16 protein-coding genes are annotated in these 17825 nt (G+C 45.8%); 7 read left to right on the top strand and 9 right to left on the bottom strand.

Annotated features, from left to right (window positions below):
* Window positions 1–37: 37 nt before the first annotated feature.
* The 6 genes from N5P32_RS10015 to N5P32_RS09990 all read left to right on the top strand — a co-directional run bounded on the left by N5P32_RS10015 (window position 38) and on the right by N5P32_RS09990 (window position 7984).
* Entirely contained in the window at window positions 38–3280 is a 3243-nt protein-coding gene (locus tag N5P32_RS10015; protein WP_265728941.1) for a DUF748 domain-containing protein, read from the top strand.
* A 265-nt stretch (window positions 3281–3545) separates the two neighbouring features.
* Complete coding sequence (locus tag N5P32_RS10010) at window positions 3546–3806, top strand: YdcH family protein (RefSeq protein ID WP_265728940.1); 261 nt, start codon at window positions 3546–3548, stop codon at window positions 3804–3806.
* Window positions 3807–3992: 186 nt separating this feature from the next.
* A complete protein-coding gene (locus N5P32_RS10005) occupies window positions 3993–5519 on the top strand; it encodes a TonB-dependent siderophore receptor (protein ID WP_265728939.1) in 1527 nt (508 codons plus the stop codon).
* Complete coding sequence (locus tag N5P32_RS10000; protein WP_265728938.1) at window positions 5440–6123, top strand: TonB-dependent siderophore receptor; 684 nt, start codon at window positions 5440–5442, stop codon at window positions 6121–6123. The genes N5P32_RS10005 and N5P32_RS10000 overlap by 80 nt, the downstream gene beginning before the upstream one ends.
* 189 nt (window positions 6124–6312) lie before the next feature.
* On the top strand, window positions 6313–7716 hold the full coding sequence (gene trhP, locus N5P32_RS09995) for a prephenate-dependent tRNA uridine(34) hydroxylase TrhP (protein ID WP_265728937.1): 1404 nt from the start codon (window positions 6313–6315) through the stop codon (window positions 7714–7716).
* A 10-nt stretch (window positions 7717–7726) separates the two neighbouring features.
* Window positions 7727–7984, top strand: a complete 258-nt coding sequence (locus N5P32_RS09990; protein ID WP_265728936.1) for a YfhL family 4Fe-4S dicluster ferredoxin — start codon at window positions 7727–7729, stop codon at window positions 7982–7984.
* Window positions 7985–8008: 24 nt separating this feature from the next.
* On the opposite strand, the gene trxC is transcribed toward N5P32_RS09990, so the two are convergent.
* Together trxC and N5P32_RS09980 are read right to left on the bottom strand one after the other, a co-directional pair.
* Window positions 8009–8455 carry a thioredoxin TrxC gene (trxC, locus tag N5P32_RS09985; RefSeq protein ID WP_265728935.1) on the bottom strand — a complete coding sequence of 149 codons (447 nt, stop codon included), beginning with the start codon at window positions 8453–8455 and terminating at the stop codon, window positions 8009–8011.
* Window positions 8456–8620: 165 nt separating this feature from the next.
* On the bottom strand, window positions 8621–9310 hold the full coding sequence (locus N5P32_RS09980; RefSeq protein ID WP_265728934.1) for a hypothetical protein: 690 nt from the start codon (window positions 9308–9310) through the stop codon (window positions 8621–8623).
* Between the two features lie 331 nt (window positions 9311–9641).
* Here N5P32_RS09980 and N5P32_RS09975 point away from each other — a divergent pair, with 331 nt between their 5' ends.
* Window positions 9642–9986, top strand: coding sequence for a cupin domain-containing protein (locus N5P32_RS09975; RefSeq protein ID WP_265728933.1), 345 nt, complete (start codon window positions 9642–9644; stop codon window positions 9984–9986).
* A gap of 197 nt (window positions 9987–10183) precedes the next feature.
* Here N5P32_RS09975 and N5P32_RS09970 read toward each other — a convergent pair whose 3' ends face one another.
* The 7 genes from N5P32_RS09970 to N5P32_RS09940 form a co-directional block, all read right to left on the bottom strand.
* Complete coding sequence (locus tag N5P32_RS09970) at window positions 10184–10624, bottom strand: helix-turn-helix domain-containing protein (RefSeq protein ID WP_265728932.1); 441 nt, start codon at window positions 10622–10624, stop codon at window positions 10184–10186.
* 10 nt (window positions 10625–10634) lie between these two features.
* Window positions 10635–10976: a DUF4258 domain-containing protein gene (locus N5P32_RS09965; protein ID WP_265728931.1), complete on the bottom strand. Its 342-nt coding sequence runs from the start codon at window positions 10974–10976 to the stop codon at window positions 10635–10637.
* A gap of 505 nt (window positions 10977–11481) precedes the next feature.
* Window positions 11482–13149 carry an amino acid ABC transporter ATP-binding/permease protein gene (locus tag N5P32_RS09960; RefSeq protein WP_265728930.1) on the bottom strand — a complete coding sequence of 556 codons (1668 nt, stop codon included), beginning with the start codon at window positions 13147–13149 and terminating at the stop codon, window positions 11482–11484.
* Entirely contained in the window at window positions 13109–14896 is a 1788-nt protein-coding gene (gene cydD / locus N5P32_RS09955) for a thiol reductant ABC exporter subunit CydD (RefSeq protein ID WP_265728929.1), read from the bottom strand. The genes N5P32_RS09960 and cydD overlap by 41 nt, the downstream gene beginning before the upstream one ends.
* Window positions 14897–14901: 5 nt before the next feature.
* Window positions 14902–15012, bottom strand: coding sequence for a cytochrome bd-I oxidase subunit CydX (gene cydX / locus N5P32_RS09950; RefSeq protein ID WP_212918295.1), 111 nt, complete (start codon window positions 15010–15012; stop codon window positions 14902–14904).
* Window positions 15013–15078: 66 nt separating this feature from the next.
* Window positions 15079–16215, bottom strand: coding sequence for a cytochrome d ubiquinol oxidase subunit II (cydB, locus tag N5P32_RS09945; protein ID WP_265728928.1), 1137 nt, complete (start codon window positions 16213–16215; stop codon window positions 15079–15081).
* A 1-nt stretch (window position 16216) separates the two neighbouring features.
* Window positions 16217–17791 (bottom strand): cytochrome ubiquinol oxidase subunit I, encoded by a 1575-nt coding sequence (locus N5P32_RS09940; protein ID WP_265728927.1) that lies wholly within the window; start codon window positions 17789–17791, stop codon window positions 16217–16219.
* Window positions 17792–17825: the final 34 nt, after the last annotated feature.

Raw genomic sequence — 17825 nt, 5'->3', positions numbered from 1 at the left:
ACTTTTTCCCCTCATACGCTTCACCAAAAGGCACTTTATGATGACACGCCAACATTTCAAACACTTTGTCTTTTACCCCTTTGCCGCTGTTACTGGCCTTGTCACAGCCATCTGGTTTGCTACTCCCTATGTGGCGCAACACTATCTTACCGCTTACCTGAACGAGCAAGGTAAAGACCTTTCGGTAGGGGCTTTATCGATTGATTTTTTCCCACCCAAAATTGATGTAAAAAACATTGTTATAAACGATAAAACACACGATACCTTGTCGCTAAAGCGAGCGACATTCGGCATTGAATTCTGGCCTCTGTTCACCAAAACCGTGCATATTTCTGAAGCAAACATTGAAGGGTTGCACTTAACAGTCGCTCAGAAGGAAAAAAATTGGATCGTGGCTGGTATCAATACGACACAATTCATTGCACCAACAGACCAGTCAGAAGCATCTACAGAGGAAGAAAATTCCGCTGACAACGCCAGCACGCCCTGGTCGATTACATTACCGGAGTTTACCTTTCGCGATGGGCAAGTCTCTCTATCTCGACAAGCGGACTTAAACACCCCGGTTGAATCCGATACCGTAATTTTAAAGCAATTACGCATTGAAGATTTATCGGGTCAAGGCCTGACATGGCAAGGTAATATCGCCGCATCTGTCTTAGTGAATGAGGCTGAAATGTCATTAGACAGCCAATTCAACTATTCGCCGGAACAAGCAAATGCGAACATCGACATCACAGACACTCGCCTGATGATCAGCAGCTTCAAACACTTTTTGCCAGCTCCCTACAACACAGGAAGCGGTCTACTCGATCTGAATGCAAGCCTTCTGTTCTCACTGCAATCTGTCAATAACCGCGCCGTTTATGACATTAAAAACCTGACGCTGGACACTAAAATCACAGACCTAACGTTACCACTAGGCGAACAAGACAGATCCTCAACCAAATCCACCTCGCTGCAGCTGTCCCAAGCTAACCTTCGCTTTGTTTCTGCCGACCAATTAACCGCTACAGGCACCATGACATTAGACTCCACACAGTCGTCTTTTGCTCAAGAAGACCGCCAAGCACAACTGGACAAACTGACTCTGAACCTACCGTTCGATATCTCTCGTGATACATCAGGATTGACTGCAAAAGGTCGCCTAGACTTAGCGCTGGAAAAGCCGTATTTCGCTCAAGCTGATCTTGATGTACAACTTGCAACGCTTCAATTCAGCACACCATTTGATGTAAAACAAAGTGAACAGGGCATAACGGCAACGGGCGATCTAATAACGCAATTGGGCAAATCCCGTTTTGCTCAAGCCAGCCAGCACATAGTGTTTGACGACTTAGCGCTGAAAACACCATTTACGATCAAACAAGATAAAGAGTCCGGGCTGAACGCCAACCTAGCCTCCACAACACTCGACGTGAACACATTAGCACTATCGTTAGACAGTCTTGCCGTGCAAAACAAACAATTGCACATTGCCTTAAAAGATGTGGACGTGGCAATGGATCCTAAAGCCGCTGTCAGTGCGTCTTTATTTACAGACATACAAAGCAATGGATTGGCCGTACAACAAGCTGGAAATACCGCTCATTATGATGTGTTTACGTTGTCGAATACCTTATCACTAACAAAAAGTGATGATGCGTTATCTGCCCAAAACGATCAGTTGAAGGTGGCTATTGAGGGTGTCAACGCAAAACACATCGATGAAAAACAGGTGTCATTAGGCGCAGCAACATTGACAGCAAAACAACTCGATTTTGAACAAAAAATGGGGAAGTTACCTAGAATTACAGGACAAAACATCAACTTTTCCAGTAGCGCATTAGACAGTCTACTGACCGATAATAAACGCATCGCGTCTTGGGCTAACGCCAGTTTGAACGATCTGTCATTTAGCCAACAAGGCGACAATGTCAACGTCACGCTGACGCAGTTAGACCTCGATGATCTAACCGTTTCGCAGATACTTACGGAATCCACCAAACAGGCATTGCCATCTCTAAGCCATGTCAATCACATCCGCATAGAGGAAGTGACAGCCAATCAAGACGGTGCAGACATCAAACAAATCACCGCCGATTCGTTTACCATTAACCTAATGATTGATGCTCAAAAGCGCATTGAAAACCTTGTGTTCACCAGTGGCGCAGATCAACAAGATGCAACCCAGCCGACACCAGACACTAAATCCGTACCACGAGAAAATGATGTCGCACCTATCGCCACGGATGCACAAGATCCCGCTTTTAAAGCGCCCTATTATGTGGTTCTTGGTGCGTACGATACCACGGGCGCTTCCAGCATTTACTTCCAAGATAGAAGTATCACGCCAACACTGAAGCGATCACTGGACATAGAAACTTTGTCCTTACGCGACTTAAATTCGAAGAAAAAAGACCAAGCAACTGTGTTTTCATTCAAAGCGCGCAGTGGCAAATACACAACTTTGAAAGCCGACGCCACGGTGTGGCCGCTGGCCGATAAGTTAACGCTTCAAAGCAAAGTCCAAGTGCGAGAAGCCGAGCTGCCGCCTTTTTCGTCGTATATCGCCAACGTATTAGGCTATCAAATCGACTCCGGTCAACTCGATTTGGATCTCAACCTAGAGGCAAAAAGCGGCACATTAAATGGTGATTCTCACATTGTACTGAGAGAATTTGACTTAGGTGGCCGCCAAGACAGTAATTCCGTCGTAAGAGCCGGCGCAGTGCCTTTGAACATTGCTGTTGGTATCTTAAAAGACAGCGACAACAATATAGACTTAAACATTCCACTGTCTGGGGACATCAATAACCCAGAATTTGGCTGGAAAGACTTCCTATTCTTACCGGTGAAAAAAGCACTGTATACCGCTTCCAGTACTTACTTAATGCAAACATTTATTCCCTATGCCAACGTCATTAGCATTGCTCAACTGGCGGGTGACCAGCTGCTGAAAATCCGAGTAGAACCGCTCATTTTCAACGCTGAAGAAGACACTTTGAACGATTCGCAAGAGGCATTTTTAAACCAGCTTACCGCCTTAATGAAGGACAAAAAAGACAGCCAACTTAAAGCCTGCGGCGTGACCAGTTTTGTGGATTTAGGATTTGAAAAACCACCGGTATCCATTGACGATGAGACCAAAGAGCAAGCCAGAAATTTAGCGCAAAAACGCGCTGACCACCTAAAAGACTATCTGGTAAGTGAAGGGATTACATCGTCCAGAATCTTCCTTTGCTCGCCAGAAATAGACCTTTCTAAGAGCAGCAAACCAAGAGTCGAACTCAACTTCTAACCAATACGCGTTGGATTGGGCGAAACGAGACAGTTTAGATAAAAACCGAAATAAGCCGCAGCAAGGTGCTCTACTGCGGCTTTTTCGTCAAATATAAGCAAAGATATCCATCAAACCATGACACCTATCCTATACGGGCTTCCTAACGCTTGAAAAATGCAATAAACAAGCCATAACAATCTAAGGAAAGCCTGACAAGCATCAAGAGAGAAATCGCTTAACTAGGCTAACCTAATCTTAAAGCAAACACTTAAAGGAGAAAGTTATGCCAATTGAAGACCACACACTTATTAATGAATTCCCAGAATTCAAAGACGACATTCATCAACTAAAAATGGACGATGCGCATTTCAGAAAGCTGTATGACGAATACAACCACCTGACAAAAGCGGTTGAGAAAATCGAGCAAGAAATTGTGCCAGCAGCCACGTTTGAAGAAGAAAAATTGAAGAAACAGCGCCTTCAACTAAAAGACACCTTGCAAGGGTACATCAAGGCAACCAGACTGGCCGCTGAAAAAGCCTAAACACGCCTGCACTGCTTACAGCCAGAAAGGCACCTCTCGTGTTTTTCTGGCTGACTCCCTTTCCAAAACGTCCCTCACCCCAAGTATTTCGCAGTTATTGTAAGTTTTGTTCGCCAATTCTCATTTGTAAATGACTATCATAAACACTAACATGCGCGTTTAATTATCATTATAACGGGTTTAGCTATGGCACTAAGAACCACCTTAATCATGATGCAAGCCTGTGGGGCGCTTGTGTTTTCGACAGCACTGCTTGCAGAGACAACAAGCAATACTGAGCAAAGTGTGTATCTCAATGAGGGAGATGCTCAAATTAAGGATGGATCCGACATAGAACTTCAAACACTGCAAGTACAAGGACGTGCTTTATCGTTGTACAAAGAAGACGAAGCGACACTCGCGACAAAAACCGCAACACCTATCGACAAAACGCCGCAGTCGGTTCAAGTAGTCACAGAAGCATTAATAGAAGACCAAGCGGCAAGACAGGTTACCGATTTGTATCGCTCAATCTCAGGCATGTCGCAAAACAATGTCGCCAACGTAACACTGCGTGGCTTCAATCAAGATGAAATCTTATATGACGGTATGCGTGGCGACCCTTTCAGTGGTTTTTCTATTCCACAACTGTTCACCATTGAACAAGTGCAAGTTTTAAAAGGCCCATCTGGCGCCCTGTACGGCGCAGGTGAACCGGGCGGCGTTATCAACTACGTCACCAAAAAACCGACGTATGAACAGAAAAATACGCTGAAAATCAGTGCCGGAAACAAAGACTTTTTAAGCGGTAGCATTGAATCCTCTGGCCCCGCAAATGAAGATGCGTCTCAGCGTTACCGAGTTGGTGTTTACTCAGACGGACAGGATTCGTACCGCACGAACGTAGAAGAAGAAAATCAGATCATTGATCTTGGTTATGCGTGGGATATCGACAGCAACAACACGCTGAATCTTCAATACACCAAGATTCATCAGTACATTTCAGGGGCGCGATTACGCGGTATCCCTACGGATGACGACGGTAATTTCTTGGCCGATACGTCTTGGAACTCGAACTCATCAAGTGATTTCCAAGAGCTGGATGCTCAAGTCTTTCAAGCTCGCTTAGACCACGACATTAACACATGGCTAACCAGTAATTTAACATTACGCTATTTTGAAAATACCGAAACGCAGAAATACCATGAAGTGACCGGAATTTCTTCGACTGATAGCGATATGGTAACACGTCAATATCGCGACCAAGTTCGCAACAAAAAAGGCACTACGGTCGCAGGTAATTTAATCGCTGAGTTGGGTGACCATACCGTCTTAGTCGGTGCAGACTATTATCATCTATATGGCGACTTTCTCTATTACAATGCTACGGCTTCTGCTCTCAGTCTAAGTAATCCTGATTACACAGAAGACGTCAGTAGCTACAGCATGAAGCTCAACACAGACGAAGAAACCGTTTTAGACCGTGTTGGTGTGTTTGCTCAAGACCAATGGGCCATCACCAATAAACTGGATTTAACCACGGGGGTTCGCTTTGATCGATACGAAGAAAAATACACCAATAATATAAAAAATACAGAAACCGAATACGATGACACCGGCTACTCTGCGCGCATAGGGGCAACCTACGCACTAAATGAACACATTAAGCCTTATGTGTCCGCATCAACAGGTTTCTGTACCTCAGTCTGCTTCCAACCAAGAATCGTCAACTGACGGGTATTTCGACCCAGAAGAAAGCCATCAAATTGAAGCGGGCTTGCGTACTTACTGGCTGCAAAACAAGCTAAATGTAAACATTGCTGCGTATCGCATCATTCGTGAAAACATCCTTCAGGAAGACCCAAATGACGCCAGTCTATTAGTTTCGATAGGTAAAGTTCGCAGTCAGGGCATAGAAATTGATGTGATGGCCGATATCACACCTCGTTGGGTAGCAAACGTCAATTACGCCTACAACGACACAGTAGTAAAAGAGTCAACCGACGCGGATATTCAGTACTCTAATAATGACCGATTTGCCAATACGCCATATAACCAGCTCGGCCTTTGGACTCGATACGATTTCCCAAGTATCACCTCCTCCATTGCCTTCGGTGCAGACTATGTAAGTGACCAAATCAACCGACAAGGACAAACCATCAAACCCTATGCAGTTTATGATGCGTCTTGGCAAACGAGCTGGGAAGATTGGAAATTCCAGCTGAACATCAAAAACCTATTCGACAAAGAATACGCCGTCAGTGGGTTTACGGAGAAAAACGGCTCTTTCGTAGGTGAACGACGTCGCGTGTATGTTACTGCCGCCTACGACTTTTAAATCGCATCAGGCTCACTAACAGACAGATACAAAAAAAGCGGGTCTCTTGATCCGTTTTTTTTGGGGTTTTTCCTACATTTTTGACCTGCATCAAAGTCGTTTTATTTAAACAAGTTATCCCACCGACAGTGCTTGAGTTCAATCAACACACAGGTAAACTCCGCCCGTTTTGATCGATCGGTGAACCTCATGTCTCAAGAAAAAGCCTTCTTTCCAGAATTACTCTCTCCAGCTGGTTCGTTAAAAAACCTGCGTTATGCTTTTGCCTACGGGGCAGACGCGGTATACGCGGGTCAACCACGCTATTCATTGCGAGTGCGTAATAACGAGTTTGACTTGGAAAAACTTGGTATCGGCATAAATGAAGCTCACCAGCTGGGCAAAAAACTTTACGTGGTCAGCAATATTGCTCCCCATAATGCCAAATTAAAAACCTACCTTGACGACTTAGCGCCGGTCATCGATCTCAATCCAGACGCCCTCATCATGTCAGATCCAGGCTTAATTATGATGGTGCGAGAAGCCTTCCCTGATCAGCAAATTCATCTTTCGGTACAAGCCAATGCGGTCAACTGGGCAACGGTCAAGTTCTGGCAACAACAAGGCATTTCCCGCGTAATACTGTCGCGTGAATTGTCCTTAGACGAGATCGAAGAAATTCGTATGAAAGTGCCCGAAATGGAACTGGAAGTCTTCGTGCATGGGGCATTATGCATGGCGTATTCTGGTCGATGCCTGCTATCGGGATACATGAACAAACGCGACCCAAACCAAGGTGCGTGCACAAACGCCTGTCGCTGGGAATACAATGCCCACGAAGCGACACAAGATGACGCTGGACAGATCATTGCCACCAGTGGCGCTTCGTTATACGTTCCTGAACAGACAGCTCAAATTCAAGAGGCTTCTGTGCAAGTACAAGAGCCAACTGATCAGCTTTTCTTGCTTCAAGAACGCGGCCGCCCAGACGAATACATGCCAGCGTTTGAAGACGAACATGGCACCTATATTATGAATTCCAAAGACTTGCGTGCCATTCAACACGTAGAGCGCTTGGTGAAAATGGGTGTGCATTCATTAAAAATTGAGGGCCGAACCAAATCGTTTTATTACTGTGCCAGAACCGCGCAAATATACCGCCAAGCCATTAACGACGCTGTCACTGGTCAGCGTTTTGACGAAGGTCTAATGAACCGCTTAGACAACCTCGCGAACCGAGGTTACACCGATGGATTCTTACAACGCCATCGCCATGTGGACTTGCAAAACTACGAAACAGGCAACTCCGTCAGCGAACAGCAACAATTTGTTGGTGAAGTCATCGCAACAAGCGACGACACGCTCACCATAGAGGTAAAAAACCGCTTTAGCGTAGGTGACTCATTGGAACTGATGACACCAAAAGGCAATGTTACTTTTCAATTGACCGAATTGAACGACAAAAATGGCCACCCAATCGACGTTGCCAAAGGCAGTGGTCACACTGTGTCGATTCCTTGCCCACAAAACATCGATGCCTCGATGGGAATTTTATTAAGAAACCTATCGGCTGGACAAACTACACGCCAGCCTCACGCTACTACGACAGCATAGAGGCAAGACAATGGCACTATTAATAAACGACCGCTGCATAAACTGCGACATGTGCGAGCCCGAATGCCCAAACGAGGCCATCACCATGGGCGCGAAGATTTATGTTATCGATCCCGATAGATGCACAGAGTGTGTTGGTCACTACGACCAACCCACCTGCGTTGCCGTCTGCCCGATAGACTGTGTAAAACCCGATCCTGACAGACGCGAAACAGAAGACGTGTTATACGAGAAATTTGTAGAAATGCATTTTGATACCAGTGTCTAACGCCCTACCAATATCACTCGAACTTTAAATATTAGGTAAGTTCTGAGCTAGCCACTGCTGGAATTGTGTTTTCGGTAACGCGCCTGACAAACGCGCCACTTCTTTGCCATGATGAAAGATCATCAAAGTCGGAATAGAACGAATATTATAGCCACCCGCCGTGGTTTGATTCTGCTCTGTATCCAACTTCATAAAACAGGCTTTTGTCGACAGATCACCCGCGACGTGTTCGAAAATAGGCGCAAATTGCTGACACGGCCCACACCAAGACTCCCAAAAATCAACCACCACTGGCAAGTCGCTGTCTGTAATATAGCGTCTGAAATTATTATCACCGCCCATAATGGGACGGGTTGAAAGAACGGGCTTTTTACATTTGCCACAAAGAGGTGTATTACCAAGCTTGTCTTTCGGCACACGGTTCTTTGTGGCGCAACTTTGACAAACGATTTGTATAGGGGAAGCCGTCATCTTAATCCTCAATAATAAAGTGTTCGAACATTCGTTTAAAATGGAGCTTGTGTGCGAAAAAACAACCCGAATTGACCGATTTAACAACGGCCAACCCAGAAAAAAGCGAACCCTAGGATTCGCTTTTCATTTCATAACCATGCAAATGCCTGATACATCACAGCGCTAGGCGGCGCTATCTGCGTGAGACACCGCTTTGAATTCATCAACTTGTTCAAAAAATTCCAACCAGAAATAAGAGCTAACCAAACTAAACTGTCGCGATAAGCCATTGTCCGCGATCTGCTTCAGCTGCCACACAATGCCCTTCGCTTCAGGAAAATATTTCCCTTGGATTTGCTCTTCGTACAAACGATTAATCAGTGCATCATCGTCCTGGCCACTTGCCAATAAACGCACGATGGAAGAATGAAGCGAGTCATCAAAAATCGTCATATCTTCACTGTGAGCCGCGGTTACCGTAAGCGCTATTTCAACACCGGTTGGTTTGGCAAACTTGCCATTAAACGCTTCTCGCAACAACGAATACGCATTAAAGAAACGCTCGTGATACAGGCAATCTGGGTATTCCTCCCAGCAATGCTCATCCATCATATCATGGCTAATCTGCTCAACTTTACCGCGAGACAACGTCGGAAAACTATGCGTTAACACCACCGCCGCAGCGTCCTCTGGTTTCAAATCGCTTAACGACATCATGCACATCTCGCGCAGCTCGCCTGCGTCCATCGCGTCGACATCGTCGTCAAAATCCATAATCGTCAAAAGCGCTTTAAAATCGCCAACCGACCACGCGTTTTGAATCTTACTGATCTTCTGGAAAGAATCGACTTGAACCGTAAACTTTGATTGCATCTAGCACTCCTATTTGAACGCCAACATTGCAGGGGAAACAGACTGATAAGCTTTAATGAATAGCCAATAATGACCTTGTCGAAGAAACAAGATCGAGCCGTCAATGTACATCGAGAATAGGCAATATGCTATCTATCTTAAAAAATGTTTTTTGGGACACTATTACGGGAAAAACAGACAGAACGAAAAGGAAGGACACAACAAATAGAACAAGAGTCGGCGCTTGATATTGTCCTCAACCTATCCTTTAGGAGGTATAGCAATCCGTTTGTTAAGTCTTTAACTTCAGCCTTTAGCAAGTTTTTTTATTAAACGAACAGGAAGGATGAAGATGGGATTTACACGTTTAGATACTGATATTCAAGCCGAAGAATATTACGTCTCAGAAGAAAAACGACTCGAAGGAAATCCACTCCAAAAACTGTGGATGGAGTACACAGACAGCTCAGAAACATTCTCCGCTGGCATCTGGCAAAGCGACAAAGGCAAATGGAAAATCCGTTACAGCGAAGAAGAATACTGCCATATTCTTGAAGGCATAAGCCTCATCACCGAAGAGGGAAAAGAGCCTATACGAGTAACAGCCGGTGACCGATTTGTAATCTCCGCAGGCTTTCAGGGCAGCTGGGAAGTGGTCGAGCCGACCCGCAAATATTTTGTTGTGTATGAAAAATAAAAACCGCTCAGCTTTTCCTGAAATGAAAGTACGAAATAAAGATCGGCAAATTAAAGCGTTTACGCTATGAGGTCAAAAAGGAATTCGACCCCATAGGGTTTTAAAGTTCGATTACTCTCGCGTTGTCGACGTAGAAATTAGGGGCAGATAATTTTATTTTCATCTGACCCTAATTGTTCGAATTCCACTACGTCTAGCTATATCGCAATTCCCCAGTGGTTATCGACTTCTTCCAGTAAGATTTCTTTTGCGGCTTGCTGTGCTTCGGCATCAGAAAGTAGGTCTAGAAAGTAGCTAACGGAGTTCGTTTTCTCTAATTTTTCCATGAATAGAGATCGAAGTGCGGCATCTGTCGTTCGAGGGATGTCTGACTGACCTTTTTCGTAACGCGCTATCGTTTGTTCGGATACACCAAAGCGGTGTCCGAGCATTTTTTGCGATAGGTTCAGCTCTATGCGTAAAAACTTAAATTCCGCCGGACGAAGTGCCGTGTGGCCGTCTGCTATTGTCTGCGCTATAGCGACATGCAAGTTATTCATATCATCAATGCTGGTGTAGTCTTCGCCGTCTATATGTTCAATGGTAAAACCGTTTTTTAAGTAGACGTTAGGCAAACCACATTCTGTATAGTGATACATCGTTTTACTCCTAATGAACCCAAACTGTAATGAGAATTGAAGTCGGGTTATCAGTATGGTTCTTAATGGCGACACTGAGCTCTATAATAGATCCTGCCGCCATTCCTTTTATGTTAAATTTCCAATCACCATTAATCTCGAGATAAGGCCCTTCACGGAATACTGAGCGCTTACTCTTCAGCAACGCTAAAACCTGCCCCGTTGTCACACCACGTTCAAGCATTCTCTCTTTGATATGCTTGCTCCAACGGATTCGATTGGTATGATTTTCTGCTAGATCATTAATGATTTTTCGAGCGGTAAACTCACTAAGTGGAAACACCACCTTTCCTTGTGGGTTATTCTTTTTCATGTCACTCATCCATTGAGTTAATACCTATCATATTGATAGGTAAATAAGGCATTGTCAAGAACCCTCAACCATTAACTATGAGGTCAAAGCCCTTTTTTAATAAGGACTGTTGGATCAAAAAGACCTTTGGGTCAAAAAAGGGGTTCGACCCCGCATCAGCTAGCTGACAATTAGCTACGATGCAGTCAGTTCGACGCGACGAAGTTGCGCGACTTTATGGAGTTTCAGAGTCATTGTTTTAAGATCTATCTCTTACTAAAAGAACAATCCATGCCTTACTCTAAAAATCGTGTTGCTAAACCTAATCTTAAGAAAATAAATGAGACGTTTGGGCGATAGCCCGATAAAGCGAATTTTTGGTTACTTTTTGGGCGCTTGCAAAAAGTTACCCGCTCAGCAGAGCGGAAAAAAGGTTGGGAATACAAAGTGTTTGAATAGAACCCAAAGAAGAGAATAACCCCACCCTAACCCTCCCCTTGCAAGACATAAGGGGAGGGAAAAAGAGCTACAGCTCTATAACTCTCGCGTTGTCGCCAAGGCGGCTACCAACGTGACTAACGAGGATTAAGATATCTGGCTTGTAGTCATGTTGTACTGAATGAGAAATCCTTTCAATGGTGGCTTTGTCTAGCCCATCAAAAGGTTCATCCAGTAGTAGAACGGGGGATCGCCTTAACAGAAGACGCGCTAACACGAGGCGTTTGCGTTGCCCGCCGGACAAGTTACGGCCTTGGGAGCTAAGTAAGGTTTCCAGTCCGTTCGGCAAGCTTTTGACCCAGTCAGCTAAGGCGACGGCATCAAGTGCTGCCCACAGTTGGTCGTCGCTGGCATTTGGGTTACCAAGAAGCAAGTTGGCGGCGATACTTTGCTGAAACACGTACGGTGATTGTGGCAAGTAACTGAGTTTGGCTTGATAGCTTGGGTTGTTGCACACATCGTATTTTTCATCATTGATGTACGCTTCTCCGGACGACAAGCAGTCCCCTGCCATTGACGCAAGCAGGGTGGATTTTCCTGAGCCACTGACACCACGCAGCCACACACTTTCGCCATGATTGACTCGAATATTGGTTGTTGGGCTCCCCATGCGGCTCGGCAGATAAAAACCGCGCCATTGTTTGAAGAAAAGCTGTTCTATACGAGGGATCGTCTGATCTATTGGAGTATTCGCATACTGATGCAGTTGGTTTAATCGACGTAACCCTACCTGCGACTGTCCTTGTGCGACGAAGGATTGCACCAATGGCAACACCAATTCATTCACAGCAAGCAAGGATAAAACATAGCCAACGACCCACGTGCCTTGTACTCCGTCGTTCAATACCCAACGCCCCGTTTCTGTCGTCACAGTGCCCAGTAAATACAGGCTGCACGCCAATAACAAGATGGTTACGAGGTAGGAAAACAGTCGCCCTAGGCTAACGGCCTGTTGAATGCGAATTTCGGCGTTTTTTTGACGCACATCCAGTTGATCGAGTCGTTTGGCGTAATCTTCCCAACGACCTCGAATGGTTAAGGTGATCAATGCTGAAAAGAAGCTAACAAATCGACTGCGACGATGCACACCTAATATTTGCCCAACATGCACCGCATGACTGGCAATGTGGCCACACGCCCAAGGCACAATCAAAACATGAAACACCGCGGCGATGGATAACGGCCACAATAAATCTGGCGAGATAAAAAAAGCGAATATGGCCACGGCAACATACGCTAATACGGCGTACATCCACGGCAAAAAAACCACCAAAGGCCAACGAATAATTTGGTCAAGGTCGCTGACCAAACGTTGCAATAAATCACCTCGACTTTGTTGGTTCAAGTCAGTCGACTCTTTTGCGACCCGTTGATCCCATACCCAAAGACGCAATGTCCGCAACAAGCCAAGCAAATGATTATGCGCAGTAACTTGTTCGCCGTATCGCCCTGCTGTTCGTAAGATGGCTAAGCCTCGGACGATCGCACCTGGTGTGAGGTAATTGAATACTATGCCCACCCCCATGGCGGTTGCCAAACCAGCGGCAGAGATAAACCAGCCAGAAAGGCCAAGCAAGCCAACACCTGCTAAGGTAGCCGCCACACCAGTGACAAACGGAACAATAAAGCCCCAAGGATTCGCCAATAACAGGCGTTTAAGCGATAGCTTCGCCGTGTTGTTTGCGTGATTGCTCATGCAAGCCTCCTTTGGTTAAAGACCAGTGCTTATCTGCCCATAGAATGGGGTGTGTATCGTGGCTGACGATCAGTAATGTTTTGCCTTTAGAGGCACGCTTTAAAGTATCTAACACCGCTTGCGCTGTGTCGTTGTCGAGACCGGAACAAGGCTCATCCAGTAGCCACAGGTTGGCCTTGGACAATAAGGCTCTAGCAATGGAAAGGCGCTGCATTTGCCCACCAGATAATCCTGTGCCCAACTCTGTGAGTTTGGTGTCTAATCCATCGGGCAATGCATAGACAAAGCCATCACATTGGCTTTCTTTCAGCGCCGTATGTATCTCGTCTTCATTGGGAAGTTCTTTGCCTTCTTTTCCACCAAGGCCTAACAGTAAGTTTCGTCGAATACTGCCATTGATCCATTCAGGTGTTTGCGGCAACCAAGCTAATTGGCTGCGCCAATCGGCAAGATTCAATTGAGAAAATGGCAATCCACCGACTAAAAACTGGCCGTCATACGCGTCTTCGAAGCCAAGCAATAAATGCAATAAACTCGATTTCCCGACCCCCGACTCACCACTTAACCAGACGCGTTCACCTTGGGCTATCTCGGCCGTAATGGGCGCAAGTCGATAGCGTCCTGCTTCTTGCCAACTTAGGTCTTGAAAACGAATAGACGTTATGTGATCCCGCGCCACGGCATTGTCGTTTTCCGTTGCCGAATCCACATGAGTCGGTGTGGCTAAAATCTCATGATGTAAAATTTCCAGTAAATCGGTCGCGGCTGCCTCGGCTTTTTGCTTCGCATGGTAATCGTTACCCAACTGTCGCAGCGGTAAATAAAATTCTGGCGCGAGCAATAACAAGAACATGGCTTGAGTTAACGTAACGGGGGAAGAACCCACTTGCCAAGGTAAGACTTCCAATAACCCCAATCCCAAATACAAGGCAATCATAGCGATAGACAAGGAAGCAAAAAGCTCCAGTGTCGCGGTCGATAAAAACGCCAAGACCAAAACGCCCATGGTGGTTTTTTGGTAAGCGGCAGCGCTGTTGGATAAACGCTCTCTGGCCTGAGATGTGCGATGCAAACGCTTTAATTCGGCCAGCCCTTGGTTTAAATCCATAAACTGATTGGACAGCATGGCCAAGACGTTAAATTGTCGACGGTTGGCTTGTGCGGCTTTGTGGCCGACAAAAATCATGAAGATAATGACCAATGGCGCGGTCATCATAAAAACAAAAAAGGCGATCCAGGAAATAGACACAACAGACAACAGGATCACACAGGGAATAAGAGTCACCATAAACACTTGTGGTTTATAACGACTGAAGAAATCGTCTAACGCGTCGATTTGTTCATAGACGCGAGTAGACAGTGCCGCGTCTTCTTCGATTCTCAGGCGCGCAGGCCCAAGCAAGGTTAAATGCGACACGATATTACGACGCAAGCCGTAGCGTATGTCACGGCTTGCACTGGTGCAAATACGCTCTCGGCTATAACTCGCCAAAGCACGTACCAAAAGAGCAAGTAACCCCACAACCAAAAGAGACAGAGAAAAGGACTGCTGCAAGGCCATGTCAGAAAACACATTAGCAAATGCCCACGCTTGCAGCACCAAAGACACCGCGAACACCACACCTGCGATTTGCGCAAAACGGTATTTGGCAGATTGTTGATTGGCCAACGAGCCCAAAAATACCGCTTCAGGTGTTTTGATTCGACCAGCTCGACGAGTCTTCTTTGCTCCCTTCTCTCTCGTCATAGAATTTACTTCTGCTCCTCTTCACCTTCATAACCACTAAACTCTAACCAAACGGCATTGATAATACCGAATGAACACGCCAATAAAATGCCTAGAACCCAAGCAAAATACCACATATTTTGTTCCTCTATTTATTGCAAAGAAGGCAGAGCTCAGGGAGCTCCACCCTTTAGAGCCAATGACTAATACAGTGAATGATTGTTGTCTTCGATGTGTTTCTTCGTCAGACGACCGTACATCACAAAGTAGTTCCACAAAGTGTATGCCAACACAATCGGTACGAAGATGCAGGCGACCACGAACATAATCATCATGGTGTTCTCACTTGACGTCGCATCCCACATTGTCAGGCTCATACTTGGGTAGCTTGAAGACGGCATCAAGAATGGGAACATAGAACCGCCCGCAGTCACGATAATGCCAGCAATACCCAATGAAGAACTAAGGAAAGACAACGCGCCTTTCTTCGCCAATCCCGCCAAAGCGGCTCCCAACATCCCCAACACACCGATCAATGGCGCAAGCATAAGCGCTGGCACTTTTTCGTAATTGGCTAACCAAGCACCCGTTTGTACTTCTGCGGTTTTCATTAATGGCGTTAGTACTTTATTGCCGTCAATCGCGCTGGTTAACACATAACCGTCAATTCCGTATGCCAACCAAACACCTGCTAAAACAAACAGTACGGCAGCCAATGTTCCTGTAACAGCCGTTGCTAGGCAGGCTTTACGATGCAAGTCAGAGTCGGTTTTCATTTGCAACCACGCACCGCCCTGAGTCATCAACATCATCAAGCTAACCAAGCCACAAAGAATTCCGAATGGGTTTAGCAAACCAAAGAACGAACCTGTGTAAGTCGCACGAAGGTACTGGTCAAACTCAAAAGGTACACCTTGTAACAAGTTACCGAATGCCACACCGAAAATGATCGGTGGAACAGCAGAACCGAAGACAATGCCCCAATCCCAGCTTGTGCGCCATTTGGAGTTTTCTAGTTTAGAGCGATAATCAAAGCCGATCGGACGGAAGAACAACGCCGCCAACACCAACATCATCGCAAAATAAAAACCAGAGAAAGACGTTGCGTACACCACAGGCCAAGCCGCAAACAATGCGCCACCAGCTGTGATAAACCACACTTGGTTGCCGTCCCAATGAGGCGCAATCGAGTTGATCATAATACGACGCTCTGAGTCCGTGCCGCCGATTACTTTTAGCAAGCTGCCCACGCCCATATCAAAACCGTCTGTCACGGAGAAACCGATCAATAGAACACCGATCAATACCCACCAAATGACTTTTAATAATTCGTAATCCATCTTACACCTCCTGCTTCAACTGAGACGTTTCTTGTTCAAGTGCATAACGACCAGTGTGCAAGCTAGAAGGCCCTTGCTTCGCAAAACGAATCATCAAGTACATCTCGGCAATCAAGAACGTGGTATACAACACAGCAAAACCAGCAATTGTTATCCAAATTTCCGTCGCAGTTAGACTGGATACCGCAACGTGAACCGGCAAGATTTCACCAATCGCCCATGGCTGACGACCGTATTCTGCAACAAACCAGCCTGCTTCGTTGGCGATCCAAGGCAATGGCAGGCACAACACGATCAATTTAAGGAACAATGGGTTATTACCAATACGACGACGCGCATTTTGATAAAACGCCGCAGCAAATACCACCAACATCACAAAGCCACAACCCACCATGATGCGGAAGGCGAAGAACAATGGCGCCACTTGCGGAATAGAGTATTCCACCGCCTGATCGATCTCTTCAGATGTCACCTTGTTCATGTCTTCATTGAAAGCCGTAACCAATAAGCCGTAGCCAAGGTCGCCTTTCACTTTTTCAAAGTTTTCTTTTACCAAAGGATCCGTATTACCGCTGCGCAATTCTTCAAGTAATTGATTCGCATAGATACCGTTGATAATACGTTGACGATTATGCTCTTTCAGCTCTTTGATGCCTTCGACTTCTTTGTCTAAAGAACGCGTGGCGATCAAGCCCATCAAGCCCGGAATTTTGATAGCAAATTCGGTTTCTTCAAGCTCTTGATTCGGGAAGCCGATTAGCGTGAAGTCAGCCGGTGCTTCTTGTGTTTCCCACTCCGCTTCAACCGCCGCCAATTTCACTTTTTGCACTTCGCCTAGCTCGTAACCAGATTCGTCACCCAAAAGAATAACGCTCAAAATAGACGCCAAACCAAACGCAGACGCGATGGCAAAAGAACGGCGAGCAAATGCAAGATCACGGCCTTTCAGTAAGTAGTAGCTTGAGATAACAAGCACGAAAATCGCGCCCGTTGTGTAACCCGCAGATACTGTGTGAACAAATTTCACCTGCGCCACTGGGTTAAACAACAAAGCACCGAAGTCGACCAATTCCATACGCATGGTTTCGTAGTTGAATTCAGAACCTACTGGGTTTTGCATCCAGCCGTTCGCGATCAAGATCCACAAAGCCGACAAGTTAGAGCCTAATGCTACGCCCCATGTCACAACCAAGTGTTTTACCTTGCTCAGACGATCCCAACCAAAGAAGAACAAACCCACCAGCGTGGATTCTAGGAAGAACGCCATCAATCCTTCTATGGCCAAAGGTGCACCAAAAATATCGCCAACATAATGAGAGTAGTAAGACCAGTTCGTCCCGAATTGGAACTCCATCGTCAAACCTGTTGTTACGCCTAGCGCAAAGTTGATACCAAACAATTTACCCCAGAACTTAACCATGTCTTTGTAGACTTGCTTACCGGTAATAACATAGACAGACTCCATGATAGCCAGCAAGAAAGACATCCCTAGTGTTAAAGGGACAAACAAATAGTGGTACAGAGCAGTGAAAGCAAACTGAAACCGCGATAATTCCACTACAGCTTCGTTAATCATATAACTTCAACCCATTCATTTGATTGAGAAAAAA

The sequence above is a fragment of the Marinomonas pontica genome, from assembly GCF_026191375.1.
GTDB lineage: Bacteria > Pseudomonadota > Gammaproteobacteria > Pseudomonadales > Marinomonadaceae > Marinomonas > Marinomonas pontica.
Note: the sequence above shows the minus strand (reverse complement) of the source record. Positions and strands in the feature narration are given on the sequence as shown.

Coding starts and splice junctions, on each gene's coding strand:
- N5P32_RS10015 (WP_265728941.1), top strand. CDS start 38: ATGATGACACGCCAACATTTCAAACACTTTGTCTTTTACCCCTTTGCC.
- N5P32_RS10010 (WP_265728940.1), top strand. CDS start 3,546: ATGCCAATTGAAGACCACACACTTATTAATGAATTCCCAGAATTCAAA.
- N5P32_RS10005 (WP_265728939.1), top strand. CDS start 3,993: ATGGCACTAAGAACCACCTTAATCATGATGCAAGCCTGTGGGGCGCTT.
- N5P32_RS10000 (WP_265728938.1), top strand. CDS start 5,440: ATGAACACATTAAGCCTTATGTGTCCGCATCAACAGGTTTCTGTACCT.
- trhP (WP_265728937.1), top strand. CDS start 6,313: ATGTCTCAAGAAAAAGCCTTCTTTCCAGAATTACTCTCTCCAGCTGGT.
- N5P32_RS09990 (WP_265728936.1), top strand. CDS start 7,727: ATGGCACTATTAATAAACGACCGCTGCATAAACTGCGACATGTGCGAG.
- trxC (WP_265728935.1), bottom strand. CDS start 8,455: ATGACGGCTTCCCCTATACAAATCGTTTGTCAAAGTTGCGCCACAAAG.
- N5P32_RS09980 (WP_265728934.1), bottom strand. CDS start 9,310: ATGCAATCAAAGTTTACGGTTCAAGTCGATTCTTTCCAGAAGATCAGT.
- N5P32_RS09975 (WP_265728933.1), top strand. CDS start 9,642: ATGGGATTTACACGTTTAGATACTGATATTCAAGCCGAAGAATATTAC.
- N5P32_RS09970 (WP_265728932.1), bottom strand. CDS start 10,624: ATGTATCACTATACAGAATGTGGTTTGCCTAACGTCTACTTAAAAAAC.
- N5P32_RS09965 (WP_265728931.1), bottom strand. CDS start 10,976: ATGAAAAAGAATAACCCACAAGGAAAGGTGGTGTTTCCACTTAGTGAG.
- N5P32_RS09960 (WP_265728930.1), bottom strand. CDS start 13,149: ATGAGCAATCACGCAAACAACACGGCGAAGCTATCGCTTAAACGCCTG.
- cydD (WP_265728929.1), bottom strand. CDS start 14,896: ATGACGAGAGAGAAGGGAGCAAAGAAGACTCGTCGAGCTGGTCGAATC.
- cydX (WP_212918295.1), bottom strand. CDS start 15,012: ATGTGGTATTTTGCTTGGGTTCTAGGCATTTTATTGGCGTGTTCATTC.
- cydB (WP_265728928.1), bottom strand. CDS start 16,215: ATGGATTACGAATTATTAAAAGTCATTTGGTGGGTATTGATCGGTGTT.
- N5P32_RS09940 (WP_265728927.1), bottom strand. CDS start 17,791: ATGATTAACGAAGCTGTAGTGGAATTATCGCGGTTTCAGTTTGCTTTC.